This window comes from Nocardioides sp. NPDC023903 (assembly GCF_040639295.1).
GTDB lineage: Bacteria > Actinomycetota > Actinomycetes > Propionibacteriales > Nocardioidaceae > Nocardioides.
Genome location: NZ_JBEZZS010000001.1, coordinates 423,738 through 449,102, shown reverse-complemented (window position 1 = coordinate 449,102; position 25,365 = coordinate 423,738). Strand labels below are relative to the sequence as shown.

Here is a 25,365-nt window from a genome sequence, read left to right as displayed (position 1 = left end):
GCGTACACCTTCTCAATTCCCACCTGGTGGACTGCCAGTGTCAGGATTCGGAATGAAATGGCATGGCCTGCGCACCTACGCCGTAGCGTGTTTCAGGCAAAGCCGTGCACACCACCGTGCCCGCCCGGGAGAGGAAACAAGAGTGAGTCTGCGCCCTGATGTCACCGAGACCCTGACCGCCACCCTGAAGGAGCGGATCATGGTGCTCGACGGCGCGATGGGCACTGCGATCCAACGTGACCGTCCCGACGAGGCCGGCTATCGCGGTGAGCGGTTCAAGGACTGGCCCACCGACCTCATCGGCAACAACGACCTGCTCAACCTGACCCAGCCGCAGATCATCGAGGGCATCCACCGCGAGTATCTCGAGGCCGGCGCCGACATCATCGAGACCAACACCTTCAACGCCAACGCGGTCTCGCTGAGCGACTACGACCTGGCCGACCTCGCCTACGAGATCAACTTCGAGGCGGCCCGCCTGGCTCGTGCGGCCGCGGACATCTACTCGACCCCCGACAAGCCGCGCTACGTCGCCGGCGCGCTCGGCCCGACGACGCGTACCGCCTCCATCAGCCCCGACGTGAACGACCCCGGCGCCCGAAACGTCACCTACGAGCAGCTCCGCGACGCCTACGCCGACGCGACCCGCGCGCTCCTCGAGGGCGGCTCGGACCTGATCTTCATCGAGACCATCTTCGACACCCTCAACGCCAAGGCGGCGATCTTCGCTGTCCAGCAGGTCTTCGAGGAGTACGGCCGCCGCTGGCCGGTCGTGATCTCCGGGACGATCACGGACGCCAGCGGCCGCACCCTGTCGGGGCAGGTCACCGAGGCGTTCTGGGATTCCGTACGCCACGCCGACCCGCTCCTGGTCGGCCTCAACTGTGCGCTCGGCGCCCAGGAGATGCGCCCCTACATCGCCGAGCTCTCCCGGATCTCGGACGCGTTCGTCTCCTGCTACCCGAACGCGGGGCTCCCGAACGCCTTCGGCGAGTACGACGAAGGCCCGAGTGACACCGCAGGCCACGTCCACGAGTTCGCCACCGCCGGGTTCGTGAACCTGGTCGGCGGCTGCTGCGGCACCACGCCGGCCCACATCGCCGAGATCGCCAAGCAGGTCGAGGGGGTCGCGCCCCGCGACGTCCCCGAGGTCGAGCCCGCGCTGCGGCTCTCCGGCCTGGAGCCGTTCACCGTGACCGAGGAGAGCCTCTTCGTCAACGTGGGGGAGCGGACCAACATCACCGGGTCCGCGAAGTTCCGCAACCTGATCAAGGCCGGCGACTTCGACACCGCGCTCTCCGTGGCCGCGCAGCAGGTCGAGAACGGCGCGCAGGTCATCGACGTCAACATGGACGAGGGCATGATCGACGGGGTCGCGGCGATGACCCGGTTCCTGACCCTGGTCGCCTCCGAGCCCGACATCTCCCGGGTCCCGATCATGATCGACTCCTCCAAGTGGGAGGTCATCGAGGCCGGCCTCAAGCTCGTCCAGGGCAAGCCGATCGTCAACTCGATCTCGCTCAAGGAGGGCGTTGAGTCCTTCGTCGAGCACGCCCAGCTGTGCAAGCGCTACGGCGCCGCCGCGGTCGTGATGGCCTTCGACGAGGACGGCCAGGCCGACTCCTACGAGCGCAGGATCGCGGTGTGCGAGCGCGCCTACCGGATCCTCGTCGACGAGGTCGGCTTCGAGCCCGACGACATCATCTTCGACCCCAACGTGTTCGCGGTCGCGACCGGGATCGAGGAGCACGCGACGTACGGCGTGGACTTCATCGAGGCCGTCCGCTGGATCAAGCAGAACCTCCCCGGGGCGAAGGTCTCCGGGGGCATCTCCAACGTGAGCTTCTCCTTCCGCGGCAACAACCCCGTGCGAGAGGCGATCCACGCGGTCTTCCTCTACCACGCGATCGAGGCGGGCCTGGACATGGGCATCGTCAACGCCGGCGCGCTGGTGCCCTACTCCGAGGTCGACTCCGAGCTGCGGGACCGGATCGAGGACGTCGTCCTCAACCGGCGCCCCGACGCCGCCGAGCGGCTGCTCGAGATCGCCTCGAAGTACAACAAGGACTCACCCGAGGCGGAGGCCAAGGCCGAGGCCTGGCGCGAGCTGCCCGTCGGCGAGCGGATCACCCACGCGCTGGTCAAGGGCCTGGACGCCTACGTCGAGGCCGACACCGAGGAGCTCCGCGCCGAGATCTCGGCTCGCGGTGGCCGTCCGATCGAGGTCATCGAGGGGCCGCTGATGGACGGTATGAACGTCGTCGGCGACCTGTTCGGTGCCGGCAAGATGTTCCTGCCGCAGGTGGTCAAGAGCGCCCGGGTGATGAAGAAGGCGGTCGCCTACCTGATCCCGTTCATCGAGGCCGAGAAGAAGCCGGGCGATGCCGAGACCAAGAACGGCACCATCGTGATGGCCACGGTCAAGGGCGACGTCCACGACATCGGCAAGAACATCGTCGGCGTGGTGCTGCAGTGCAACAACTACGAGGTGATCGACCTCGGTGTGATGGTGCCTGCACAGAAGATCCTCGACGCCGCCAAGGAGCACGACGCCGACATCATCGGCCTCTCCGGCCTGATCACGCCGTCGCTGGACGAGATGGTCGGCTTCGCCACCGAGATGCAGCGCGTCGGGCTCGACCTGCCGCTGCTCATCGGCGGCGCCACCACCTCGCGGGCCCACACCGCTGTCAAGATCGACAAGGCCTACGACGGCCCCGTCGTCTGGGTCAAGGACGCCTCCCGTTCGGTGCCGACCGCGGCGGCCCTCCTCGACGCCGGCCGGCGCGAGAAGCTGATGGCCGAGGTCAAGGTCGACTACGACTCGCTCCGCGAGCGCCACGCCGAGCGGCGCGAGCGGGTGTCCCTGACGTACGTCAAGGCGAAGGCCAACAAGCCCGAGATCGACTTCTCGAAGTTGCCGGCGGAGCCGGCGCAGCCCGGCGTGCACACGCTGCTGGAGTATCCGATCGCCGAGCTGCGCGACTACATCGACTGGCAGCCGTTCTTCAACGCCTGGGAGATGAAGGGCCGCTTCCCCGACATCCTCAACAACCCGGCGACCGGCGAGACCGCGCGCAAGCTCTACGACGACGCGCAGGAGATGCTCGACAAGATCATCGAGGAGAAGTGGCTCGAGGCACGCGGCGTCTACGGCCTCTTCCCGGCCAACTCGACCGGTGAGGACGTCGTCGTCTATGCCGACGACTCGCGCACCGAGGAGCGCGCCACGCTGTTCCAGCTGCGTCAGCAGGGCCAGCACCGCGACGGCATCTCCAACAAGTCGATGGCCGACTTCGTCGCGCCGGTGGGCGAGGGGGCTGACCACGTCGGCGCCTTCGCGGTGACCGCGGGGATCGGCCTGCCCGACCGGGTCAAGGCGTTCAAGGACGACCTCGACGACTACTCCGCGATCCTCCTGGAGGCGCTCGCCGACCGCCTCGCCGAGGCCTTCGCCGAGCGGCTCCACGAGCGCGTACGCACCGAGTTCTGGGGCTACGCCGCCGACGAGGGCGGCGACGGCAAGCTCGCCAACGAGGACCTGATCGCCGAGAAGTACTCCGGCATCCGCCCCGCTCCGGGCTACCCGGCCTGCCCCGACCACACCGAGAAGCAGACCATCTGGTCGCTCCTCGACGTCGAGGCGAACACCGGCATCAAGCTCACCGAGTCGATGGCGATGTGGCCCGGCGCCTCGGTCTCGGGCCTCTACTACGGCCACCCCGACTCGCAGTACTTCGTCGTCGGCCGTATCGGTCAGGACCAGGTCGCCGACTACGCCCGGCGCAAGGGCTGGACGATGACCGAGGCCGAGCGCTGGCTGTCGCCCAACCTGGGCTACGACCCGGAGGACTGATCCTCGGGGTTGTCCAGCCATGCCGGCGGGACGTGACCAACGCTGACCACGTTCCAGAATGCCGTACGCCGCGTCAGGATCGTGACGAGGTGGTAGCCGTCCGGGTGGCGGGTGAGCACGCCCGCCACCGGGTCGCGCTCCCGGTCCAGGGCCAGCGGGATCAGGTGGGCCCAGGTCTCGGTGGCGGGGTACCAGTAGGCGCCGACCGTCGAGGAGTCCCAGGAGCGGAGGGCTGCGTTTGCCTCGGCGACCGCCGGCCGGAGTCGGGCCAAGAGCTCCTCGGGCTCCATGCCGGCGCGGTCGGCGTGGTCGTACGCGATGTGCAGACCACCCACGGACGTGATCCGTGAACCGTTGTCGAAGGCAGGTGGCGCCCAGCTCTCCAGCGCGGTCCGGCAGCGCTGGCAGTCGTCGTCGCGGCTCCAGTCGGCGAACTCGACGTCGTCGACGGCCAGGTCCTCACCGCGGCTGGTGACCAGCACCAGCCGCAGCCCGTCCTGGTCGCGCAGGGGCAGCGGGTTGTGCTCGAGCCCGTCGCGGAAGTGCAGCAGCGCGGAGGCCTCGTTGACCCCGATCCGGTGGACGACCGCGCTGCGCAGCCCTTGGAGCCGCGCCTTCGGCGACTCCTGCCTCAGCAGCGCCGGATCGACCAGGTCCGCCAGCCACTCGACCAGGTCGACGGTGAGCAGCCGCTCGGCCTCAGCAGGCAGCACGAGTCAGGAGGTCGGGAGCCATGCGGGACACCGTATCCGTCTCCCGGCCGCCCTCGCCGACGCGGATAGGCTCGGACGGTGCGACACGAGGAGCAGTGGGCCAGGGAGCGGTTCGCCGGTGCCCGGGTGGCGCGGCTGGCGACGGTCTCGGCCGATGCGGCGCCCCGGATCGTGCCGATCGTGTTCGCCCTGGTGGGCGACGTGATCATCACCGCGGTCGACCACAAGCCCAAGTCGACCACCCGGCTGCGGCGGCTCGAGGACATCGCGGCGAACCCGGCGGTGTCGCTCCTGGTCGACGCCTACGACGACGACTGGTCGCAGCTGTGGTGGGCGCGCGCCGATGGCGTCGCGCGGGTGCATGCGACCCATGACCTCGCCCCGCTGGTCGCGAAGTACGCCGACTACCGCGAGCAGCCACCCACCGGCCCGGTGATCGTCATCGAGGTCACCCGGTGGTCCAGCTGGTCGGCGACCTGAGGCCCCGGGATCAGCGCGAGCGTCGGAAGGGGCGCAGGATCTCCCCGCTGGGAGACGGACCGCGGGAGGGCATCGCCGGAGGCACCGGCGGGGCGGCTCCGGCCCAGGGGCTGCGCGCGTCCAGGACGGTGGCCCACTGTGACGCGGTGGGACGCAGTCCGGGAGGGCCGGCGGCCTGATCCATCAGCCGGGTCAGCGGACCGACCAGGATGCCGGCCTGGCCGGCGAAGGTCAGATCGGGCCGGAGGGCGGGGGCGGCGTTGCGGTCGCCGGTGAGCACGCGGGCGATCGTGAGGGCCAGCTTGAAGCGGTCGCTGTCGGCCGTCGGCGGCAGGCCGAGGTTGGTGGGGTCCTCCCAGCCGCGGGTGTCGGCAGGCGGCAGCACGCCGTCCTCGCCGGCGGGCCGGATCCCGTCGCAGTCGAGCAGCATGACCCGGGGGATCGGCGACACCGACCAGGCGATGTTGCGCGGCGAGAGATCGCCGAGGACGAGCCCCTGCCGGTGCAGCGCGTCCATCACCGCGGCCAGCGCCCGCATCAGCAGCACCCGCTCGTAGATCCCGGGACTGCGTACATCGCCCGTGTCCACGAGCAGGCCCAGCTCCGCGAGCGCGGTGGCGGGACCGAACCCGGCCAGGAACGGCTCGTGGACCCGTTGCATCAGGAAGCCGGCGGTGCGCAGCCCGTCGAGCACGACCGTGTGCGGCCAGGCGGCGAAGTGGTCCACCAGCAGACCCTCGCTCTCGACCAGCCCACGGATCCGCACCAGCTCCGCCAGGGCACGGCCGTCCACCAGCCCGAGCTCTCGCGTGCGGTACAGCTTCGCGACCGTCCCGGGGTGGTCGGCCAGCTCGATGATGCGGCCCTGAGAGCCCTGGGCGATATGTCGTCCAAGGCTCAGGTCGCTGAGCTGGATCTCGTTCACGGAACCTCCGGCACCCGTCGTAGGTAGGCAGATCGTACGTGGCTCGGCGATCCCGTGCCGAGTCGACGGCTCATCTGGCGGCACCCGGCTGACAGAATGGTCCGGGGCCCGGGACCGGCGACGAGGACGGGCAGCGCGGCGTACCGTGGTCTTCATCAGGACCGGCAGCGCGAACGAGAAGAGGACAGGTGCCCCTCAGCAGGATCGAGGAGTCGACCACCCGCAAGCAGGGTGGGGTCGAGTTCGGCGGCGGACGGCTCGCGTACGCGCCCGGCGAGGCGACCGTGGCCGACGCCATGGTCCGCCGGCCGAAGCTGCTCCCCGCCACGGCGACCGGTCGCGACGTACGCGATCTCTTCGGCGACGACCACGTGCACGCGGCGCTCGTCGTCGATGACGGCCTGCTGCTGACGGTGATCGAACCGCACGAGGTCGAGGCGAGCGGGGACGGACCGGCGAGGACGATGGGCGCGCTGCGGGGCCGCACGGTCGCCCCCGACGCCGACCTCTGGGAGACCTGGGTGTGGATGATCGGCAACCGGTGCCGCAGGCTGGCTGTGGTCGAGGACGGCCGCTGTGTCGGGCTCCTCTGCCTCAAGCGCACCAGCCGGGGCTTCTGCTGCGACGCCGGCATCCGCGCGAGGGCTCGACAGACCACACGACAGGAGCTGACATGGGACGAGTGACAGTTGGACGGCCCGTGCTGCGGGTACGCGACGGCGTGATCTCGCGGCGACCCGACACGCTGGCCGCGGAGGAGCCTATGGAGATCAGGGTCAACGGGCGACCGCTGACCGTCACGATGCGCACTCCCGGGGGCGACTTCGACCTCGCCATCGGCTTCCTGGTCAGCGAGGGTGTCGTGCACTCCGCCGAGGATGTCGCCAGCGTCCGCTACTGCGCCGGTGCCACCGCCGACGGCGGCAACACCTACAACGTGGTCGACGTGGGCCTGGCCGCCCACGTAGCCCCGCCCGACGCCTCCCTGGAGCGCAGCTTCTACACGACCTCCTCGTGCGGACTGTGCGGGAAGGCGTCGCTCGAGGCGGTGCGTACGTCCTCGGCCTGGTCGGTCGCGGAGGACACCCTCCGAGTCACGCCCGAGCTGCTGACCACCCTGCCGGAGCGGCTGCGGGAGGCGCAGCGCGTCTTCGACAGCACCGGCGGCCTGCACGCGGCCGGGCTCTTCGACGCGGAGGGCGACCTGCTCTGCGTACGCGAGGACGTCGGGCGCCACAACGCGGTCGACAAGGTCATCGGGCACGCCCTGCGCGAGGGGCTGGTGCCGCTGCGCAACAGCATGCTGATGGTGAGCGGCCGGGCCTCCTTCGAGCTCGTCCAGAAGGCCGTGATGGCCGGCATCCCACTGCTCGCCGCGGTCTCGGCGCCGTCCTCGCTCGCCGTCGACCTGGCCGACGACAACGGCCTGACCCTGGTCGGCTTCCTGCGCGGCTCCTCGATGAACATCTACTCAGGAACCGACCGCATCGCGGCTGTGCCCGTCGGCTGAGTCCACGTCGGAATTGAGTACGCCGGCTCAGGCGCAGCCGGTGGGGCGGCGGCCAGACTGCTGCCATGTCCGAGACCGACACCGAAACCGCCACCCGGCGCCCGCGCTTCGCCCTGCTGCGCCACCACCTGTTCGCGCCGGCCGCCTCGTGCTTCCTGGGCGTCCTGAGCCTGGCGACGGTGCTCTGCTTCCACTTCCCGGAGCTGCTGACCACCCGTGAGTTCCGCGCGGTCTACACCGAGGACTTCGCGCGTACGCTGCTGCTCGTCGGCCTCGCGGCCGCCTTCTTCGCCGGCACGATCGCGGTGCTGCGCGACCAGCACAAGCGGATGGCCTTCCTCGGCGTCGGGACGGCGACCGCCGCGGTGCTGCTCGGCGGCACCGAGGTCCCGTTCGACGGCCCGGTCAACGACACACCGTTCTCGCTCGGCCTCGACTGGTTCGTGCTCGCCCTGTTCTTCTCCGCGCTGGTCTTCATCCCGCTCGAGCACGCCTTCGCGCGCCGCCCGGTGCCGGTCTTCCGGCCCGGCTGGCGCACCGACGCGTGCTACTTCTTCATGAGCCACGTCCTGGTTCAGCTCATCCTGATCATGGTCACGACCTCGACGTCGCTGGTGGTCTCGTCGGTGAAGGTGCCGGGCGTACAGGCCTGGATCGACGACCTGCCGTTCCTCGTCGCCTTCCTGCTCGCCGTCTTCCTTGCCGACCTGGCCCAGGCGGTGCTGCACCGCTGCTACCACCGGATCATGGTGCTGTGGCGCTTCCACGCGGTGCACCACTCCAGCCCCGAGCTCGACTGGCTTGCCGGCTCCCGGGTGCACTTCGTCGAGACCGTGCTGACCCGCAGCATCGTGCTGCTGCCGCTGCTGTTCCTCGGCTTCTCGACCTCGGTCGTCAACGCATACGCCGTGCTGGTCGGCATCCAGGCGGTCGTCGCGCACGCCAACCTCGGCATCCGATTCGGCTTTCTCGAATATCTGATCGTGCTGCCGCGCTACCACCACTGGCACCACGCCCGGCACCTCGACTACTGGGACCGCAACTACGCCATCCACCTGCCGGTGATCGACATGCTGATGGGCTCCTTCAAGCTGCCACGCGACGGCAGTTGGCCAGAGGAGTACGGCGTCCTCAAGCGCGAGACCGTCCCTGTCGGGATCGTCGCCCAGCACGTCGCCCCGTTCCGCGGCCAACGGACCTACGACGAGTACGTCCGCTAAGGTCGCGTTTCCGTGCGCGAGAGTGATAGACGTCCTGACTAGTTCTGGCGCAGCCGGCTGCGGTGCTCCGGGTGGTTACTTCGTGGGAGACGGGCGTGTCATGCGGGTTGCGGGATCGCGGCGATGTCGGGGACTGCGGCGATGACTGCAGCCGCCCTGCGCCAGACCGCCTGAGTACGGTGTCCCCGGTCAGTGCGAAAGAGCTGGGTCTAGGCGGTCAGGTCAGCGGCGACCTGGGTGAGCATCATCCAGATCCCTGTTGATGTCGACGTGCCGCGACGGGAACGGTCCGAGCCCAAAGCTCGCGGCGTGCCGGATCCTGTCCTAGACCCAAGCGTGAGAACGGTGGGTTGGTCCTCGAGGCAGGCCAAGTGTCGATCAAAATGATGGTGACAGAGGCTTACGAGCGCCAGTGATCGTGCTCATCGAACAGCGACAGCCCAACACCCGGATCCCGGATCCCGGATCCCGGTGCTCGCGGGCGAACGACGACCCGCCTTCCGTCCGGCCCCTTGGCCACCACCGAATCGAGCCAGGTGAGTTCGGCCGCATTCCCACTTCACGTGACCGCCGTCGCGTCGAGGGTGCGGGTCCAGTTCTTCGGGCTAGGTAGATGGCATCGCGCAGGGGTCAATGATCGCGAAGCCGCCCATTTGCGGCGAGCCCGTCCAGCATCTTGTGCGAACCTAGGAGCAAAGTTAGACCGGATCAGCAGTTTGGGCGGTGCTCGTCGTGACCGAGGCGGTCGTCGTCGACGTCCACCTCGATCTCCGGTTCGGCCGGCTGAAGTACTTGGCTAGGTGAAGTACTTGATCGTCCTGCCTCGCGATCACCGACCGCACCACGCCCGGCACATGCAGGTGCGATACTCCCGGAGTGGTACCAACGGACGTCGTCAGGACAAGGGCTCGCGAGGCCGTAGCCGACTTTGCTGTCAAAGCACTTGCGCTACGTCCGCGCCCTAGGGCGACGGGGAACCGCTCTGTCATCGCGTTCGATGACTTTCGCCAGACGGTGCGGCGATATCGGCCGAGCAATCTGCTCCCCGCGCTGGCGGAACTTGCTCTTGTCGGGGCGCAAGAGCCGGAAAAACGTACGGAGCTGATGGTCGCGATTCCGCCGTGGGCGATCGCAACTGCTGCGCGTGAGTCGGTGTTGTGGGGAAACGAGTACCGGCGCGATGACGTCGACGGCGAGGCTCTTCGCCGGATCATGTCCGCCCACGCACGCATCGCCGAGATCGACACTGAGAAGGGCGATGACCAGTTGATTGACGTTCTAACACGTGTCGCCTACGAGCAGTTCCCCTACCAAGCCTCCGCAGCTGCGGAGGTCAGTCGGAGCCAAGCTCTACTAGTCGACGGACTGGGGGAGGCTGGCGCTAGAACTTTCACCTTACAGACCGCCGACCGTCTTCTTGGCGCACCTCTCGGACAGATGGTCGGTGCGACATTCATGCTGCATGCCCTTGCTTCGGGCCGGGGCGGATGGATCGACTTAAGCGCCTTTGACGATCCCTCCTTCGATGTCATCTTCCGTACCTGGCCGCGGGAGGTCCTTGACCTACGTGCAGAGCAGTTGAGCGTCACTTTCGACGAGTTCAAGCAGAGGTACGAAGCTGCACCTAAGGCGCCGCCCGGTAACGCACGGTTCGACTACAACCCGTTGGTGGACGTGCCCTTGCTGAGGATGGGAGATGGTCGCCTTTTAGCGCCTCAGCCGTCGTTGATTATGCGGACGGTGACGCCTGAGGTCCTCTTCTACCGAGGCGTCGAGGAGTTTGGATCTCAGCCATTCGGCACCGATATGGGGCTGCTCACTCAGCACTATGTGGGCAAGCAGTTGAGGCTCTTGGAGCCATCGGTGACGCTCTTCCCGGAGGTCGAGTACTGGGTGGGCAAGTCCCGTAAAGACAGCACGGATTGGTTCTTGGTCTTTGAATCTCTGGTCGTGATGATCGAGGTGAAGTCGGCTCGCTACGGCTGGTTTGCGCAGGCGGCAGGGGACGGATACAAAGACCGTGCCCATAGTCCGCTGGTGAAGGGCGTCGACCAACTGATCACGACCGCGGGCCTGCTGGCTGAAGGCAGACCTGAGTTCGCACATATCCCAACAGATCGGCCCTTGGTGGGGATCTTGGTGACCGCTGAGCCGTTCTACATGGCAAACACACCGTGGGTTCGTGATGAGGTGCTGTCACGAGGTGACATCCCGATCACCGTGGCATCGCTCAGTGATATCGAGCGGATGGTTTGCTTGTCGACCGATGACGTAGAGCGAAGACTCTTGAAGATGATCAACGATCCCGAGCGCATGATGCACCCCCTGGACGTGGGAATGGACCTAGTCGGTGAGGTGCTGCGGAACCCGATTCTGGAGGCCGCGTGGGATGGCTATCCATGGCCAGGGGATCGACAGTAAGAGGGGCCTGACTGACTGGCGCGCACCCGTAGGCCAGTTGCGTAACCAACTTCGGTTGCAGCGTCACCTTCCGAGGTGCCTTTGATTACCGGTGAAAACCTGTCGATTCGAGCCGACAGGCAGTGATGGTGCGGTGGTCGGCGTTGTGGAGCCAGCGAGGCTGCAAGGCGTGTGCAAGGTCCAGAGGCGCTTGGGCTATGGTCAACCCTTGCGAGTAGGACAACACATCGGCGTTCTGGAGGCCACGTTGAGCACCGCTTCTGCGAGCGAACTTGCTGGTCAGATTCATGAGCGCCGATCCGGTCCGCCGAAGGCCGTCCTGATGGACATGGACGGCACCCTGGTCGACACCGAGCCCTACTGGATCGCCGCGGAGTACGCCATCGCCGAGCGGTTCGGGGCGACCTGGTCCGAGGAGCAGGCGATGGAGCTGGTCGGCAACGCGCTGATCGAGTCGGCGCGGTTGGTCAAAGAGGGCATGGGCCTTCCCCACGAGCCGGAGGAGATCGTCGAGATGCTCCTCGACGGCGTGGTCGAGCAGGTCGAGCGCGAGGTCCCGTGGCGACCGGGAGCGCGCGAGCTGCTCACCGACCTGTTCGAGCAGGGTGTGCCGTGCGCGCTGGTGACGATGTCGTACGCCCGGTTCGTCGGCCCCATCCTCCAGCAGCTTCCCGAAGGCACCTTCAAGGTGATCGTCACCGGCGACATGGTCCGCAACGGCAAGCCCCACCCCGAGCCCTACCTCACCGCGGCGGCCGCGCTCGGTGTCGCCGCCGAGGACACCATCGCGGTCGAGGACTCCAACACCGGAGCCCGCTCCGCCGAGGCCGCCGGCTGCACCGTCCTGGTGGTCGAGAACCACGTCCCCGTCGCCCCCGGCGAGCGCCGGGTCTTCCGCGACACGCTCGAAGGAATGACGTACGCCGACCTGGCTGCCCTCTGACCCCTCGGGGTCATCTAGGGTGCCTTCCGTGGGCCACATCCAGATCACTCCGTCCATCCTGAACGCCGACTTCGCCGCCCTCGGGGCGGAGGTTGCCCGGATCCCCAGCGCCGACTGGGTCCATGTCGACGTGATGGACAACCACTTCGTGCCAAACCTGACCTTCGGCCCGGCGATGGTCGAGGCGCTCGCGCGGTCCACGTCCGTGCCGCTCGACGCCCATCTGATGATCGAGAACGCCGACCGCGAGGCCCCCGCCTACGTCGAGGCCGGCTGTGGCTCGGTGACCTTCCACGTCGAGGCCACCAAGGCGCCGGTCCGGCTGGCCCGCGAGATCCGCGCCAAGGGTGCCCGGGCCTCGATGGCGCTCAAGCCGGCGACCCCGATCGAGCCGTACGAGGACATGCTGGCCGAGCTCGACATGGTGCTGCTGATGACCGTCGAGCCCGGTTTCGGCGGGCAGAAGTTCCTCGATCTGGTGCTGCCCAAGATCCGCCGGGCGCGGGCGATGATGGACAAGGCCGGCGTCGAGACCTGGCTGCAGGTGGACGGCGGGGTGTCCTTGGAGACCATCGAGCGTTGCGCTGAGGCCGGGGCCGACGTCTTCGTCGCAGGCTCCGCCGTCTACTCGGCCGCGGACCCCGATGCGATGGTCAACGCGCTTCGCGACAAGGCCGTCTCAGCAGTCGACGCCTGATCCGGCGTCGTGCCACGTGTGTGGCACACTGGTCGTAGACGAGCTTGTGCTCGCGTGCTCTGGGGTCGGTGAAATTCCGAGCCGGCGGTGACTGGATCAAGGTCCAGAAGTCCGCGACCCGATGGCAGCCAGTCATCGGTTGACCAGGTGAGAATCCTGGACCGACGGTTAAAGTCCGGATGGGAAGACGCACGCAGCCCGATTCGTCGTGACCGCTCTGGACCAACAGGGCGCGGCGCGATGTCTCGGCCTGACCCCGGAGTCCGTGAGACGGACCAGAGGGGATCAGATGAAGTGCTTGGACCAGCGTGACCCGGAGCCGGGAGCGATGCGTCGCGCCCTGGAGCTGGCCGCTGCGATCGGCGCCCCGGGACCTGCCATCTACCCGAACCCACGGGTGGGCTGCGTACTCCTGGCGCCTGACGGGTCGATGATCGCCGAGGGCTATCACCGCGGGCCCGGCACGCCTCACGCCGAGGTCGATGCGCTGGCCGGCGCCGGGGAGGCTGCTCGGGGAGCGACGGCAGTCGTGACGCTCGAGCCGTGCAACCACACCGGCCGCACCGGCCCCTGCTCGCAGGCGCTGATCGAGGCCGGCGTCGCCCGTGTCGTCTACGCCCAGTCCGACCCGAACCCGGTCGCCGCCGGCGGTGCCGCCACGCTGAAGCAGGCGGGCATCGAGGTCGAGCAGGGTCTGTACGCAGCGGAGTCCCGTGAGCTCAACCGGGTCTGGACCCGGGCGGCCGAGCTGCAGCGCCCCTACGTCACCTGGAAGTTTGCCACCACGCTCGACGGGCGCAGCGCGGCCGCCGACGGCACCTCGCGCTGGGTCTCCTCGCGCGCCGCGCGGCTCGACACCCACAAGCTGCGGGCACTGAGCGACACGATGCTGGTCGGGACCAACACGGTCGCGGTCGACGACCCCGCGCTGACGGTCCGTGACCTGGAGGACCGGCCGGTCGGCGTACAGCCTCTCCGGGTCGTCATGGGGGAGCGCGACCTTCCTGAGGACCGCCGGATCTTCGACGCGCAGGCGCCGTCCCTCCACCTCCGCACGCGCGACCCACACGAGGCGCTGGCCGCCCTGTGGGAGCGCGAGCGCCGCCACGTCTTTCTCGAGGGTGGGCCGACGCTGGCCGCAGCCTTCCTGGAGGCGGGCCTCGTCGACGAGATCGTCGTCTACGTCGCCCCGTTCCTGCTCGGCGCCGGCCGCTCGGCCGTCGCCGACCTCGGGATCACCACCATCTCCGACGCCTTCCGGCCGCGGGTGCGCTCAGTCGACGTGCTCTCGCCGGCCGCTCCGGGCGAGGAGCCGAACGTTCGCCTGATTTTAGAACCACACAGCATTCTGGAACCGCAGAAAGGGGAGCAGTGATGTTCACCGGGATTGTTGAGGAGCTCGGCACCGTCGCCGGGATCGAGGACCAGGGCGACGCCGTACGCCTGAGCATCTCCGCCGCCACCGTGCTGTCGGACGCCGAGTTGGGAGCCTCCATCGCGGTCAACGGCTGCTGCCTGACCGTTGCCACGCTGGGCGAGAACGAGTGGACTGCCGATGTGATGCTGGAGACGCTCAAGCGCACCAGCCTGCACGCGCTCTCCGTCGGCGACCAGGTCAACCTGGAGCGCGCGGTCACCCCAAGCACCCGGCTCGGTGGCCACATCGTTCAGGGCCATGTCGACGGCGTCGGCCGCGTCGTCTCGCGTGAGCCCAGTGAGCACTGGGAGGTCGTCACGATCTCCCTCGATCCTGAGCTCGCGCGCTACGTCGTTGAGAAGGGCTCGATCGCGGTCGACGGGATCAGCCTCACCGTCGTCTCCGTGACCGACGACGTGTTCACGGTCAGCCTCATCCCCGAGACCCTGGCGCGTACGTCGCTGGGGTTCCGGGCCGTCGGCGACGAGGTCAACCTCGAGACCGACATCATCGCCAAGCACGTCGAGAAGCTTCTGGGAGGGGTTCAGCCGTGAGTATCGAACACAGCGGCATCGAGAACGGCACGGAGCAGTACGTGGGGGTCCGGCTGGATCCGGTCGAGAACGCGATCGCCGACCTGGCGGCCGGCAAGCCGGTCGTGGTCGTCGACGACGAGGACCGGGAGAACGAGGGCGACCTGATCTTCTCCGCCGAGCTGGCGACCCCGGAGGTGATGGCGTTCGCGATCCGCTGGTCCTCCGGCGTGATCTGCGTGGCGCTGCAGGGGGAGCGGCTCGACGCCCTCGACCTGCCGCCGATGACCCGTGTCAACGAGGACCGCAAGCAGACCGCCTATGCGGTCTCGGTCGACGCCCGCGAGGGCGTCTCGACCGGCATCTCGGCCGCTGACCGGGCGCTCACGACCCGGCTGCTCGCCGGTCCGTCGTCGGTTGCCGGGGACCTGACCCGGCCCGGCCACGTCTTCCCGCTGCGGGCACGCGACGGGGGAGTGCTGGTGCGCGTCGGTCACACCGAAGCCGCTGTCGACCTGACCCGGCTGGCCGGTCTGGAGCCCGCCGGTGCGCTGGTCGAGCTCGTCAACGACGACGGCACCATGCAGCGCGCCCCGCAGTTGCGGGAGTTCGCCGACGAGCACGGTCTCGCGATGATCTCGATCGCCGACCTGGTCACCTACCGGCGGCGTACGGAGGTGCTGGTCGAGCGGCGCGCGGTGACGCGGCTGCCTACAGAGTTCGGTGACTTCACCGCGTACGGCTATCGCACAATCGACGACGATGTCGAGCACGTCGCGCTGGTCTACGGGGACATCGCAGGATGCGACCCGGTGCTCGCGCGAGTGCACTCGGAGTGCCTGACCGGGGACGTGTTCGGGTCGCGGCGCTGCGACTGCGGCCCGCAGTTGCGCGAGGCTCTCTCGCGGATCGCGGCCGAGGGCTGCGGTGTGGTGGTCTACCTGCGCGGCCACGAGGGCCGCGGCATCGGGCTGCTCGCCAAGCTGCAGGCCTACCAGCTCCAGGACGGCGGTCGCGACACCGTCGACGCCAACCTCGATCTCGGCCTCCCGGCCGACGCGCGACACTACGGCGCCGCCTCCCAGATCCTGCGCGACCTCAAGGTCGACTCGGTTCGCCTGATGACCAACAACCCCGAGAAGGTGAGTCACCTGGAGGCGTACGGTGTCGAGGTCGCCGAGCGGGTCCCGCTCACCCCGCGACCCAACGAGCACAACCTCGCCTACCTGCTGACCAAGCGTGACCGGATGGGTCACGCGCTGCCCGATCTGTCTGAGGAGAACCGATGAGTGGCAAGGGAGCCCCGACCCCCGAGGTCGTCGACGCGAGCGATCTGCGGGTCGCCGTCGTGGCCGCGCGCTGGCACGACGAGGTGATGGCCGGCCTGTTGAACGGCGCCGAACGAGCGCTGAAGGACGCCGCAGTCGGCGGCCTGACGGTCGTCCGGGTCCCGGGCGCCTTCGAACTCCCCGTCGCCGCGGCCGCGCTCGCCAAGTCGGGCTACGACGCCATCGTCGCGCTCGGCGTCGTCATCCGCGGTGGCACTCCGCACTTCGATTACGTCTGCTCGGCCGCCACCGACGGGCTGAACCGGATCGCGATCGACCACCTCATCCCCGTCGGTTTCGGCCTACTGACCTGCGACAACGAGGAGCAGGCGCTCGACCGCGCCGGGCTCGAGGGGTCCAGCGAGGACAAGGGCTATGAGGCCGCCGCGGCAGCCATGGAGACAGCGCTCGCCCTGCGCGACTGCGTACGCCACTACTGACGGCTCACAGGCTTGTCACTCGGTGCGCGTCGCGACCAGATCACCCTGGCGGCGGCGCGCACCCGGGTCCTGCCGGGTTGACGCCTGCTCAACGACGAACCCGTACGGTGCCAGCAGGTCCCCGAGCGCCTCGGCGGACCAGTAGTACGCCGTGTGCACTGCGTGGTCGAACGCCTCGCCGGGCTCGCCGTCGAAGAAGCCGATCAGCGCCGAGCCGCCTGGCGTGAGTACGCGGGCGAACTCGTCGAGGATCGCGGGAAGATCGGCGGGTGGGGTGTGGATGATCGAGTACCACGCCAGGATGCCGCCGATCGACCGGTCCTCCAGCGGGAGCGCGGCTAGGTCCGCTCGCTCGAAGCTGACGTTTGGATACGTTGCTTGTGCAGCCGCGATGAACTCGGCCGACGCATCCACACCGACCACCTCGCGTACGCCGCTCGCGGTCAGCTCTTGGCTCCAGAGTCCGGGGCCGCAGCCGGCGTCTAGGAGGCGGCCGGTCGTGGTGTGTCGCCACGTCGTGATCGTCTCGCGGTCGCGTTCGGCGAGCTTGTCGATCGTTCCGAAGAGGTCGATGTACTCAGCTGCGCGGCCGTCGTAGGCCGCGCCGATCTCTGTCATGGTCATCGGGGACAGAGGGTAGCGGCTGATGTGTGTCGGTTTGGTCTCGTGCGGAGTTCCAGCGCGGGTGGGGCCAATACGTTGTCTGGGTTGGGAGATTTAGAAGCAGGGTGTCTGGGTTGGGTGCCATTTGGCTGTCTTGCGGGCTTCCAGCAGCGGTCTGGCTTGGGTTTGGGATATCTGTCCCTGATTGGGTTTGGTTGTTTTGCGTTGTGTGGTAGGCTCGGCGCAGGCGTAAACGTGAAGGCCGACCACCTCGAAAGAGGCGTGCCCTATCCACCCGGGAGACATCGGGTGTGGGGTAATCCAGGGGAACCAGGGGCGTGAACGCTGAGCTGCGAGGGTAAGTAATAGCCCGTACTCCGGGCCTCCGAGACCAGCGAACCAACCGGGATTCTGCACAGGCAGAAACCCTTGAGTTCGTACGTCGGGAGGTGACCGGTTCGATGACCACGCTGCAACAGCCACAACACCCTGTCCTGGGGGCCGTGGTCGCGATCACCGCCTCCCTCGATGCGGTTGCTGAGGCGAATCCAGCGTTCATGGCCACCGACCAGAAGGCCGCCACCCTGCTCGAGATCGCCCGGGCCAAAGCCCAGCTGGCTGAGCTCGAACTGCGGGTGCTCGCCGCCGCCGCTGACGTGGCCGCCGAGAGTGCGGCCCGGGATGTGGCGGCGTGGTTGCATCACCACACCCATCAACGCGCCGAGGTCCTCCGCGCCGACCTGCGGCTGGCCGAGGCGCTCGACCGTTCCTACACGCTGGTCGCGGCGGCGATGCGGGCCGGCGCCTGCAACCCAGCCCAAGCCCAGGTGATCGTCGACGCGCTTGACGACCTCCCCGCCGACCTCGATCCCGAGATCAAGACGAAGGCCGAAGAAGCGCTGGTTGCCTATGCGACCGAGTTCGACCCGACCCAGCTGCGTCGCTTGGGGCGGCGGATCCTGGATCTGATCGCGCCCGAGATCGCTGAGGCCGAAGAAGCCCGACGGCTCGCGGCCGAGGAAGCCCACGCGAGGAAGAAGACCCGGCTGGCCATGCGGCGCCTCGGGGACGGCACCACCCGGATCTCTGCGGTGGTCCCGGATGCGGCCGCGGACCGGCTGGCCACCAACCTCGAAGCCTTCGCCTCACCGCGCCGCGATGACGGCACCCGCACCGACACCGGCGACTACCTGCCCTACGACCGGCGCCTGGGACGTGCGTTCTGCCAGCTGCTCGAAACCCTCGACCCGACCCGGCTCCCGATCCACGGCGGCGACGCCACCACCGTGATCGTCACGATCGACATCGACCAGCTCCGCAAGGAAGCCGGCATCGCCCAGATCCTCGGCGGCAGCCCGATCACCGCCGCCGAAGCACGACGCCTGGCCTGCACCGCAAACATCATCCCGGCCGTCCTCGGGAGCGCGTCGGAGGTGCTGGACTTCGGCCGCAAGGAACGCTTCTTCACCGCCGCCCAACGCCGAGCGCTGCTCCTGCGGTCGGCGACCTGTGAAGCCGAAGGCTGTGACATCCCCGGCACCTGGGCCGAGGCCCACCACTGGATCGCCTGGGCCCAAGGCGGAGCGACCGACCTCGACAACGCCGCCCTGCTCTGCAGCCATCACCACCACCGCGCCCACGACACCGCGTACCTCCACGAACGCCTCCCCAACGGCGACATCCGCTTCACCAGACGCACATAGACCGACCGATCACAACCAGTCACCGCACTCGCCGAGCGGACGACACCCGCTAGCCATGCCGAGTCGGCGCATCTGCCCCACGCCACGACACCGAGTCGGCGCGTCTGTCTCACTCCCATGACGCCGAACTACCCAAGCCGATGCCGTCCCTCTGGGCAGATCCGGGTCGAGAGTGCCTGTCTCGTCGACCTCGCTGCGTCCGATGGCGCGGACGCGGACAAGGCCGCCGCCTAGTGACCGCGGGTGTGGGCGAGATCGTCGAAAACGTACCAACCACGCGGCTGGCGCCGGCATCCAGTCGCCCCTGTCACGTGGCGTCCGTATGGCACGCCGGTCGTGGCCGATGTCGCCCTGGCCGACCTCGCTGGGCTCCAAAAGCGTTCACCAGATCCGCTCCGGCGCCGCACCCGGCCCGGGCAACGCTGCGACCGGCGCTCTGCTCGCCACGGCGACGGTGACCAGCTGAACCGCTGCGACCCCGGCCGCCGGCCAGATCTCCGGCTCGAGCCCGGCTTCGGTCACCGCCTCTGCCACGGGTACCGTCGCGCACTTCCGGATTCAGACCTCCGGCGGCACGGCTCTCTCGAGGGCTCCGTCGGCACGGTGAAGGCGCCCGTCAGGCCGTTGCGAACGGCTTCGTGCGGCTGCGAGTCTCGCATCCGCTCCGATTGTGTGAGGCAGACGCGCCGACTCGACGTTGTTGCGGACGGCGTGCCCTCTAGCCCGTCGTTGCGCTACAATTTGCGCATGCATGCAAATACGCAACCTCCGGTGTGGGAGGACGACGTCGTGACTCTTGCCGTCGAGGTGCTGCGGATGTTGGCGGATCCGACGCGTCTGCAGATGGCGGGGCTGTTGCTGGATGAGGAGCGGTCGGTCTCCGAGCTTGCCTCGATGTTGGACAAGCCGGTGCCAGGGGTCTCGCAGCATCTGGCGAAGATGCGGATGGCTCGGTTGGTGACGACGCGGAAGGAGGGGACTTCGGTGCTCTATCGCGTCGAGAACGGGCATGTGCGCCAGTTGGTCCTCGACACGATCGGGCACGTGGAGCATCTCCTCGATCAGGTCCCGGCGCACCACCGGTCCGGGGAGGAGTCGGCATGACCCATACGCTGCACGACCACCCACGCGACCACGCCCACGACAGCCACGGTCACGGACACGGCCACGACCACAGCCATGCGCACGATGGGCGCTGGTCTCGGGTCAAGCACGCGGTCTCGGACGTCTTCGGGGCTCATTCCCACGATGCGGCGGACCAGATCGACGAGGCGTTGGAGGCCGACGTACGTGGCCGGCGGGCGCTGTGGATCAGCCTCGGTGTCCTCGCGCTGACGGCGGGGCTGCAGGCGGTCGTGGTGACTCTGACCGGGTCGGTCGCTCTGCTGGGGGACACGCTTCACAATGTCGCGGACGCGCTGACGGCGGTGCCGTTGCTCGTGGCGTTCTGGCTCGCCCGGCGTCCGGCCAACGACCGGTTCACCTATGGCTACGGACGGGCGGAGGACCTCGCCGGTCTCTTCGTCGTCGCCATGATTGCGCTCTCCAGCATCCTGGCGGGCTGGGAGGCCATCGACCGGCTCTTCCATCCGCGCGAGGTCGAGCACGTCTGGGCGGTTGCGGCGGCCGGGGTGGTCGGGTTCCTGGGCAACGAGATCGTCGCGCGCTACCGGATCCGGGTGGGCCGCCAGATCGGCTCGGCGGCGCTGGTCGCCGACGGGCTCCATGCGCGTACGGATGGCTTCACCTCGCTGGCCGTGGTGCTCGGTGCTGCCGGGGTCGCGGTCGGGCTTCCGTGGGCCGACCCGGTGATCGGGCTGCTGATCGCCATCGCGATCCTCGGCGTGCTGCGCTCGGCGCTCAAGCAGGTCGGCGCCCGGCTGATGGACGCGGTCACCCCGGATGACGTACGCAGGGCTAGGGAGGCGGTCGGCGCGGTGGACGGCGTGCTCGAGGTCCGCAGCCTGAGGCTGCGGTGGATCGGGCACACCCTCCATGCCGACGGCGACATCACCGTGCCTGCCGACCTCCCGGTCTCCGCCGGCCACGACATCGCCCACCACGCCGAGGAGCACCTCTTGGAGGCGCTGCCGCGGCTGACCAGCGTGGTCCTCCACGTCAGCCCCGACGGCGCGCACGCCTAGGATCTGCGTCGATGAACATCTTCGAATTCGACGGCAAGAGTCCGCAGATCCATCCCGACGCCTGGGTGGCGCCGACAGCGACGCTGATCGGTGACGTACGCCTCGGGCCCAACGCCAGTGTTTGGTACGGCGCCGTGCTGCGCGCTGACGTCGGGCCGATCATCATCGGCGAGGGCTCCAACGTGCAGGACAACTCGGTGCTGCACGTACGCCCCGGCTCCTCGCTGGAGATGGGGGCCCACAGCACGGTCGCGCACGGCTGCGTGGTGCATGGGGACCGGATCGGGACCGGGTCGCTGATCGGCAACGGGGCAGTGGTCTCCGACGCCGTGGTCATCGGCGACGGCTGCCTGATCGCCGCCGGCGCGATGGTGGTCGAGGGGACCGACGTGCCCGACCACAGTCTGGTGATGGGTGTGCCCGCGAAGATCCGCGGCAAGATCGAGCCCGGCAGCAACCCCGCGGCGATCCTCGAGCTCAACGCGCCCGGCTACGTTGAGTTCATGAAGTTGCACCGCGCGACCGTACGTCCCGTATAACCCTCATCCTGAGGTTGAGGGTCAGTCGGCGCCGCAGGCCACGCAGTGGAGCGAGCCGACCCGGCGGTCGGCGTCGCAGGTCGCGCATGGGGCGATGGTCTCGCGGCCGCAGCCCTCGCAGTGCTTGCCGCGGACCGGGTAGCCGCAGTAGGGGCAGTCGCCCTTGCGTACGCGCATGGCCGGGATCCGCTTGGCCAGGAGCCGCTGGACGGCGACGAACACGCCCACAGTGGCCGCGGCGCCGAACAGCGACAGGATGAGCGGGCCGAAGTCGGCGTACTCGAAGGTGTAGTGGAAGGCGAAGACCAGGGCCATGATCACCCCGGTCGCGGCGAGCGCGAAGCCGAGCGGGAGGAAGCGGGAGCCGCTGCGGCGCAGCCGGTAGAGGACCCAGAATCCGACCAGGCAGAGCAGGATGATGAAGCCGAGGCGAATGCCGATCTGGATCGCCTCGTGGCCCGGGATCTCGCACGGCGTCTGGCCGTTGTTGCACTGGTCCCAGTCCATGTAGAGCGGCCACCAGCCGGCGACCTTGACGTAGAACCAGACGGTGCCGACGAGCAGGAAGGCGGTCAGCGCGACCGCCAGGAACCGCTCGCTGCGGGTCGACTCGACCTCGTCGGCGGCAATAGGGGTCTTCATGGCGTACTCCTGTGGGCTCGGGTGCGGGGGTGGAAGCCGACCTCGAGGCGGCAGTCGAGAGCGGCGGCCACCCGGAGGAGGGTGTCGATCTTGGGTGGGCGGGACCCGGACTCCAGCCGTGCGATCGCCGACTGCGTCGTGCCGCAGAGCTCGGCGAGCTCGCGCTGGGACAGGCCCCGCGCGACCCGGTGCTCGGTGACCTGCGCGGCGATCCCGACGTAGAACGCGGTGTCCTCGTCGTCGGTGCTCATAAAATCGAAGGTATCGCAGTCCTGCTATGACTGTCCATAGCAGGACTGCTATCGATTCGGTGAGACGATTCGGGTGCGGGGTCGCGTACGGCCTAGGCTTGACGCTCGTGAAGACGTTCGACGAGCTCTGGGCCGAGCTGAGTGAGAAGGCCCGGACCCGACCTGAAGGATCCGGCACCGTGGCACAGCTCGACGCCGGGGTCCATGCGATCGGGAAGAAGCTGGTCGAGGAGGCCGCCGAGTCCTGGATGGCGGCCGAGTACGAGGGCAAGGAAGCGACCGCGGAGGAGATCTCCCAGCTGCTCTACCACGCCCAGGTGCTCATGCTCGCCAGCGGAATCTCGATCGACGACGTCTACTCACACCTGTAGGGAACCCTGATGACAACCGATGACAAGCTTCTCCGGATCGCCGTGCCCAACAAGGGCTCGCTGTCCAGCTCCGCCTCCGAGCTGCTGCGCGAGGCCGGCTACCGCCAGCGCGACGACTCCAAGCGCCTGACCCTCATCGACGAGGAGAACGGCGTCGAGTTCTTCTACCTGCGCCCGCGCGACATCGCGCTCTACGTCGGCGAAGGCACCCTCGACATCGGCATCACCGGCCGCGACCTGCTCCTCGACTCCGGCGCCAAGGCCGACGAGGTCATCGGGCTCGGCTTCGGCCGTTCCCGCTTCCACTTCGCCAGCCGCGCCGGCGCTTTCACCTCGATCGAGGAGCTGCGCGGCAAGCGGATCGCGACCTCCTACGTTGGTGTCGTCTCGGCGTTCCTGGAGCGCGAGGGGATCGACGCGAGCGTCACCCGGCTCGACGGCGCCGTCGAGACCTCGATCCAGCTCGGTGTCGCCGACGCGATCGCCGACGTGGTCGAGACCGGCTCCACGATGCGGCAGGCCGGCCTGGAGATCTTCGGTGAGCCGATCATGCGCTCCGAGGCCGTGGTGATCACCCGTTCAGGGGAGCAGTTGCCGGAGGCGTACGAGACCTTCAAGCGCCGCCTCGACGGCGTCCTGATCGCGCGCAGCTACGTGATGATGGACTACGACATCCGCGCCGAGGACCTCTCCGAGGCGTCCGCGATGACGCCTGGCCTCGAGGGGCCGACGGTCAGCCCGCTGCACCGCGAGGGCTGGGTCGCCGTCCGCGCGATGGTGCCGCGCGCCGGCTCGCAGAAGCTGATGGACGACCTGTACGCCGTGGGTGCCCGCGCGATCCTGCTGACGGAGATCAATGCCTGCCGGATCTGACCTGCCGGTGAAGCTGCCGCACACCTGGCGCCCGCTCGGGGCCCGCGTGATGGGCTGGTTCCTCGTGGCCGCCTTGGCGATCATGTGCACGATGGTCTGGGTCGGGTTCACGCCCGAGATCAAGGCGCAGGTGACCATGTTCGAACGGCTCACCTTCGGTTTCGTCGGCCTGCTGATCCTGACCTGCGTGCACGCGGTGACCCGGTCGCGGGTCGTCGCCCGTGAGGGCGGCCTGACCGTGGTCAACGGCTACAAGCGCCGCGACCTGGAGTGGGCCGAGGTCCTCGCGATCAACTTCCCCCGCGGCGCTCCCTGGCCCAACATCGACCTCGCCTCGGGCCACAACATCTCCGTCCTCGGCATCCAGGCCTCCGACGGGGGCTCGTCGAAGAAGGCCGTACGCACGCTGCGCACGCTGGCCGAACAGCTGTCCTGACAGCGACCCTCCGGCGAACCACTTACTACGCTTCGGGGAAGACTCGCCCGAACCTCTGATGGCGGCGCCCGCGGCGACTTAACGTGTCTGCGTGATCTCATGGACTCGTGCTCTCGCGGCGCTGGCGGCTGTCCTCACTCTGGTCTCGACCGTGCCGGCCCAGGCCGCGCCGGTGCACCCGGTCGGCACCTGGGGCGCCTCGGCCGACGAGGTCGGCGGTGCGACCGGCGCCGCCGGTCTGGCGGACCGGTCGGTGCGCAACCTGGTGCACACCTCGCTGGGTGGCTCCGGCGTACGCATCACCCTCTCCAACGTGTTCGGCGACCGTCCGGTGACCTTCACCTCGGCACACCTCGGTCTGGCCGGGGACGGAGCCGCGGTGGTGCGCGGTACGAACCGGCAGGTGACCTTCGAAGGCGCCGACGAGGTCACCGTCGCCCCCGGCACCGAGGTGCTCAGCGACCCGGTCGACGCGACAGTGTCGGCCGATACGACCCTCGCGGTGAGCTTCCACGTCGTCGGCGAGAGCGGCCCGATCACCGGGCACGACGTCGCCACGCAGACCTCCTACGTCGCCGGGACGGCCGGTGCGGACGTGGCCGGCCAGGAGTCGGGGGAGGCGTTCACGACGCAGATCTCCAGCTGGTACTGGGTCGAGAGCGTCGTCGTCGAGAAGCCGCGCCGGGTCAAGACCGCGGTGCTCTTCGGCGACTCGATCACCGACGGCAACGGCTCCACGGTCGGCGCCAACCGGCGCTACCCCGACGTGCTGGCGGACCGGGTGGCTGCGAGCTCGTACGCCGGCCGATTCGGGATGATGAACGAGGGCATCTCCGCCAACCGCATGCTCGTCGACAGCACCGGTGGCCAGCGCGGTCTGGACCGCTTCCGGCGCGACGTCCTGGACCAGCCGGGCGTCTCCACGGTCGTGCTGCTGGAGGGGATCAACGACATCCGGTGGGACGACGCCGATGACGCCTCCGACCTGATCGTGGCCTATCGCGCCCTGATCGCCCAGGCGCACGCCGAGGACGTGTGCGTCGTCGGCGCCACCCTGACCCCGTACGAGGGCGGCAGCCGCTACACCCCCGCGCGGGACCGGGTGCGGGTCGCGGTCAACGAGTGGATCCGGACCTCCGGCGAGTTCGACGGCGTCGTCGACTTCGACGCCGCCACACGTGACCCTGAGCGACCGGCACGGTTCCTGCCGGCGTACGACTCCGGGGACCACCTGCACCCCGGCGACGCCGGCTACGCGGCGATGGCCGAGGCGTTCGACCTGTCGTTGCTGGAGTGCGACCGCTAGACGATCAGATCCCG

At 68.7% G+C, this 25,365-nt stretch carries 26 protein-coding genes and 1 riboswitch; of the genes, 20 read left to right on the top strand and 6 right to left on the bottom strand.

The genetic code is table 11. The features are described from left to right. Nucleotides 1-142: 142 nt before the first annotated feature. Nucleotides 143-3,856, top strand: coding sequence for a methionine synthase (gene metH, locus AB0F44_RS02225; protein ID WP_357352217.1), 3,714 nt, complete (start codon nt 143-145; stop codon nt 3,854-3,856). On the opposite strand, the gene AB0F44_RS02220 is transcribed toward metH, so the two are convergent. Then, entirely contained in the window at nt 3,838-4,569 is a 732-nt protein-coding gene (locus tag AB0F44_RS02220) for a hypothetical protein (RefSeq protein WP_357352215.1), read from the bottom strand. The genes metH and AB0F44_RS02220 overlap by 19 nt on opposite strands. 78 nt (nt 4,570-4,647) lie before the next feature. Here AB0F44_RS02220 and AB0F44_RS02215 point away from each other — a divergent pair, with 78 nt between their 5' ends. Next, complete coding sequence (locus AB0F44_RS02215) at nt 4,648-5,049, top strand: TIGR03668 family PPOX class F420-dependent oxidoreductase (RefSeq protein ID WP_357352213.1); 402 nt, start codon at nt 4,648-4,650, stop codon at nt 5,047-5,049. Nucleotides 5,050-5,059: 10 nt separating this feature from the next. Here the strand turns inward: AB0F44_RS02215 and AB0F44_RS02210 are convergent, their stop codons facing one another. Continuing rightward, a complete protein-coding gene (locus AB0F44_RS02210; protein ID WP_357352211.1) occupies nt 5,060-5,974 on the bottom strand; it encodes a hypothetical protein in 915 nt (304 codons plus the stop codon). Between the two features lie 188 nt (nt 5,975-6,162). Between AB0F44_RS02210 and AB0F44_RS02205 the strand changes: the two genes are divergently transcribed. The 10 genes from AB0F44_RS02205 to ribH all read left to right on the top strand — a co-directional run bounded on the left by AB0F44_RS02205 (nt 6,163) and on the right by ribH (nt 16,483). Further along, nucleotides 6,163-6,660, top strand: a complete 498-nt coding sequence (locus tag AB0F44_RS02205; RefSeq protein WP_357352209.1) for a CBS domain-containing protein — start codon at nt 6,163-6,165, stop codon at nt 6,658-6,660. After that, on the top strand, nt 6,648-7,484 hold the full coding sequence (gene fdhD, locus AB0F44_RS02200; protein ID WP_357352207.1) for a formate dehydrogenase accessory sulfurtransferase FdhD: 837 nt from the start codon (nt 6,648-6,650) through the stop codon (nt 7,482-7,484). The genes AB0F44_RS02205 and fdhD overlap by 13 nt, the downstream gene beginning before the upstream one ends. Nucleotides 7,485-7,549: 65 nt before the next feature. Continuing rightward, on the top strand, nt 7,550-8,704 hold the full coding sequence (locus tag AB0F44_RS02195; protein WP_357352205.1) for a sterol desaturase family protein: 1,155 nt from the start codon (nt 7,550-7,552) through the stop codon (nt 8,702-8,704). A gap of 876 nt (nt 8,705-9,580) precedes the next feature. Beyond that, nucleotides 9,581-11,125 carry a hypothetical protein gene (locus AB0F44_RS02190; RefSeq protein WP_357352203.1) on the top strand — a complete coding sequence of 515 codons (1,545 nt, stop codon included), beginning with the start codon at nt 9,581-9,583 and terminating at the stop codon, nt 11,123-11,125. A 247-nt stretch (nt 11,126-11,372) separates the two neighbouring features. Then, nucleotides 11,373-12,068, top strand: coding sequence for an HAD family phosphatase (locus tag AB0F44_RS02185; RefSeq protein ID WP_357352201.1), 696 nt, complete (start codon nt 11,373-11,375; stop codon nt 12,066-12,068). A 28-nt stretch (nt 12,069-12,096) separates the two neighbouring features. Beyond that, nucleotides 12,097-12,765, top strand: coding sequence for a ribulose-phosphate 3-epimerase (rpe, locus tag AB0F44_RS02180; RefSeq protein ID WP_357352199.1), 669 nt, complete (start codon nt 12,097-12,099; stop codon nt 12,763-12,765). Nucleotides 12,766-12,815: 50 nt separating this feature from the next. Next, nucleotides 12,816-12,962: riboswitch (FMN riboswitch) on the top strand. 92 nt (nt 12,963-13,054) lie between these two features. Next, a complete protein-coding gene (gene ribD, locus AB0F44_RS02175; protein ID WP_357352197.1) occupies nt 13,055-14,140 on the top strand; it encodes a bifunctional diaminohydroxyphosphoribosylaminopyrimidine deaminase/5-amino-6-(5-phosphoribosylamino)uracil reductase RibD in 1,086 nt (361 codons plus the stop codon). After that, nucleotides 14,140-14,736 (top strand): riboflavin synthase, encoded by a 597-nt coding sequence (locus AB0F44_RS02170; RefSeq protein WP_357352195.1) that lies wholly within the window; start codon nt 14,140-14,142, stop codon nt 14,734-14,736. The genes ribD and AB0F44_RS02170 overlap by 1 nt, the downstream gene beginning before the upstream one ends. After that, a complete protein-coding gene (locus AB0F44_RS02165; RefSeq protein ID WP_357352193.1) occupies nt 14,733-16,004 on the top strand; it encodes a bifunctional 3,4-dihydroxy-2-butanone-4-phosphate synthase/GTP cyclohydrolase II in 1,272 nt (423 codons plus the stop codon). The genes AB0F44_RS02170 and AB0F44_RS02165 overlap by 4 nt, the downstream gene beginning before the upstream one ends. After that, the gene (ribH, locus tag AB0F44_RS02160; protein ID WP_350657968.1) at nt 16,001-16,483 is read left to right on the top strand and encodes a 6,7-dimethyl-8-ribityllumazine synthase; all 483 of its coding nucleotides are present in this window, start codon (nt 16,001-16,003) and stop codon (nt 16,481-16,483) included. The genes AB0F44_RS02165 and ribH overlap by 4 nt, the downstream gene beginning before the upstream one ends. Nucleotides 16,484-16,498: 15 nt before the next feature. Here ribH and AB0F44_RS02155 read toward each other — a convergent pair whose 3' ends face one another. Continuing rightward, nucleotides 16,499-17,107, bottom strand: a complete 609-nt coding sequence (locus tag AB0F44_RS02155; protein WP_357352191.1) for a class I SAM-dependent methyltransferase — start codon at nt 17,105-17,107, stop codon at nt 16,499-16,501. Nucleotides 17,108-17,547: 440 nt separating this feature from the next. On the opposite strand from AB0F44_RS02155, the gene AB0F44_RS02150 reads away from it, so the two are divergent. Then, nucleotides 17,548-18,789, top strand: a complete 1,242-nt coding sequence (locus tag AB0F44_RS02150) for a DUF222 domain-containing protein (RefSeq protein ID WP_357352189.1) — start codon at nt 17,548-17,550, stop codon at nt 18,787-18,789. Between the two features lie 381 nt (nt 18,790-19,170). Here the strand turns inward: AB0F44_RS02150 and AB0F44_RS02145 are convergent, their stop codons facing one another. Continuing rightward, on the bottom strand, nt 19,171-19,311 hold the full coding sequence (locus AB0F44_RS02145) for a hypothetical protein (RefSeq protein WP_357352187.1): 141 nt from the start codon (nt 19,309-19,311) through the stop codon (nt 19,171-19,173). Between the two features lie 225 nt (nt 19,312-19,536). Between AB0F44_RS02145 and AB0F44_RS02140 the strand changes: the two genes are divergently transcribed. From AB0F44_RS02140 to AB0F44_RS02130, 3 genes are read left to right on the top strand one after another with little or no spacing between them, the layout of a single operon-like run. Next, nucleotides 19,537-19,893, top strand: coding sequence for a metalloregulator ArsR/SmtB family transcription factor (locus tag AB0F44_RS02140; RefSeq protein ID WP_357352185.1), 357 nt, complete (start codon nt 19,537-19,539; stop codon nt 19,891-19,893). Further along, nucleotides 19,890-20,933 carry a cation diffusion facilitator family transporter gene (locus AB0F44_RS02135; protein WP_357352183.1) on the top strand — a complete coding sequence of 348 codons (1,044 nt, stop codon included), beginning with the start codon at nt 19,890-19,892 and terminating at the stop codon, nt 20,931-20,933. Before AB0F44_RS02140 ends, AB0F44_RS02135 begins: the two co-directional genes overlap by 4 nt. An 11-nt stretch (nt 20,934-20,944) precedes the next feature. After that, nucleotides 20,945-21,472, top strand: coding sequence for a gamma carbonic anhydrase family protein (locus tag AB0F44_RS02130; RefSeq protein ID WP_357352181.1), 528 nt, complete (start codon nt 20,945-20,947; stop codon nt 21,470-21,472). Between the two features lie 21 nt (nt 21,473-21,493). Here the strand turns inward: AB0F44_RS02130 and AB0F44_RS02125 are convergent, their stop codons facing one another. Both AB0F44_RS02125 and AB0F44_RS02120 read right to left on the bottom strand, forming a co-directional pair. Beyond that, the gene (locus AB0F44_RS02125; RefSeq protein ID WP_357352179.1) at nt 21,494-22,114 is read right to left on the bottom strand and encodes a hypothetical protein; all 621 of its coding nucleotides are present in this window, start codon (nt 22,112-22,114) and stop codon (nt 21,494-21,496) included. After that, nucleotides 22,111-22,365 carry a helix-turn-helix transcriptional regulator gene (locus AB0F44_RS02120; RefSeq protein WP_160023855.1) on the bottom strand — a complete coding sequence of 85 codons (255 nt, stop codon included), beginning with the start codon at nt 22,363-22,365 and terminating at the stop codon, nt 22,111-22,113. The genes AB0F44_RS02125 and AB0F44_RS02120 overlap by 4 nt, the downstream gene beginning before the upstream one ends. A 107-nt stretch (nt 22,366-22,472) precedes the next feature. Between AB0F44_RS02120 and AB0F44_RS02115 the strand changes: the two genes are divergently transcribed. From AB0F44_RS02115 to AB0F44_RS02100, 4 genes are all read left to right on the top strand, one after another. Continuing rightward, entirely contained in the window at nt 22,473-22,736 is a 264-nt protein-coding gene (locus AB0F44_RS02115) for a phosphoribosyl-ATP diphosphatase (protein WP_008359350.1), read from the top strand. 9 nt (nt 22,737-22,745) lie between these two features. Continuing rightward, nucleotides 22,746-23,609, top strand: a complete 864-nt coding sequence (hisG, locus tag AB0F44_RS02110; protein ID WP_357352177.1) for an ATP phosphoribosyltransferase — start codon at nt 22,746-22,748, stop codon at nt 23,607-23,609. Next, nucleotides 23,593-24,045, top strand: coding sequence for a PH domain-containing protein (locus AB0F44_RS02105; RefSeq protein ID WP_357352175.1), 453 nt, complete (start codon nt 23,593-23,595; stop codon nt 24,043-24,045). The genes hisG and AB0F44_RS02105 overlap by 17 nt, the downstream gene beginning before the upstream one ends. A gap of 91 nt (nt 24,046-24,136) precedes the next feature. Further along, nucleotides 24,137-25,351 carry an SGNH/GDSL hydrolase family protein gene (locus tag AB0F44_RS02100; RefSeq protein ID WP_357352173.1) on the top strand — a complete coding sequence of 405 codons (1,215 nt, stop codon included), beginning with the start codon at nt 24,137-24,139 and terminating at the stop codon, nt 25,349-25,351. The last annotated feature ends 14 nt before the right edge of the window (nt 25,352-25,365 follow it).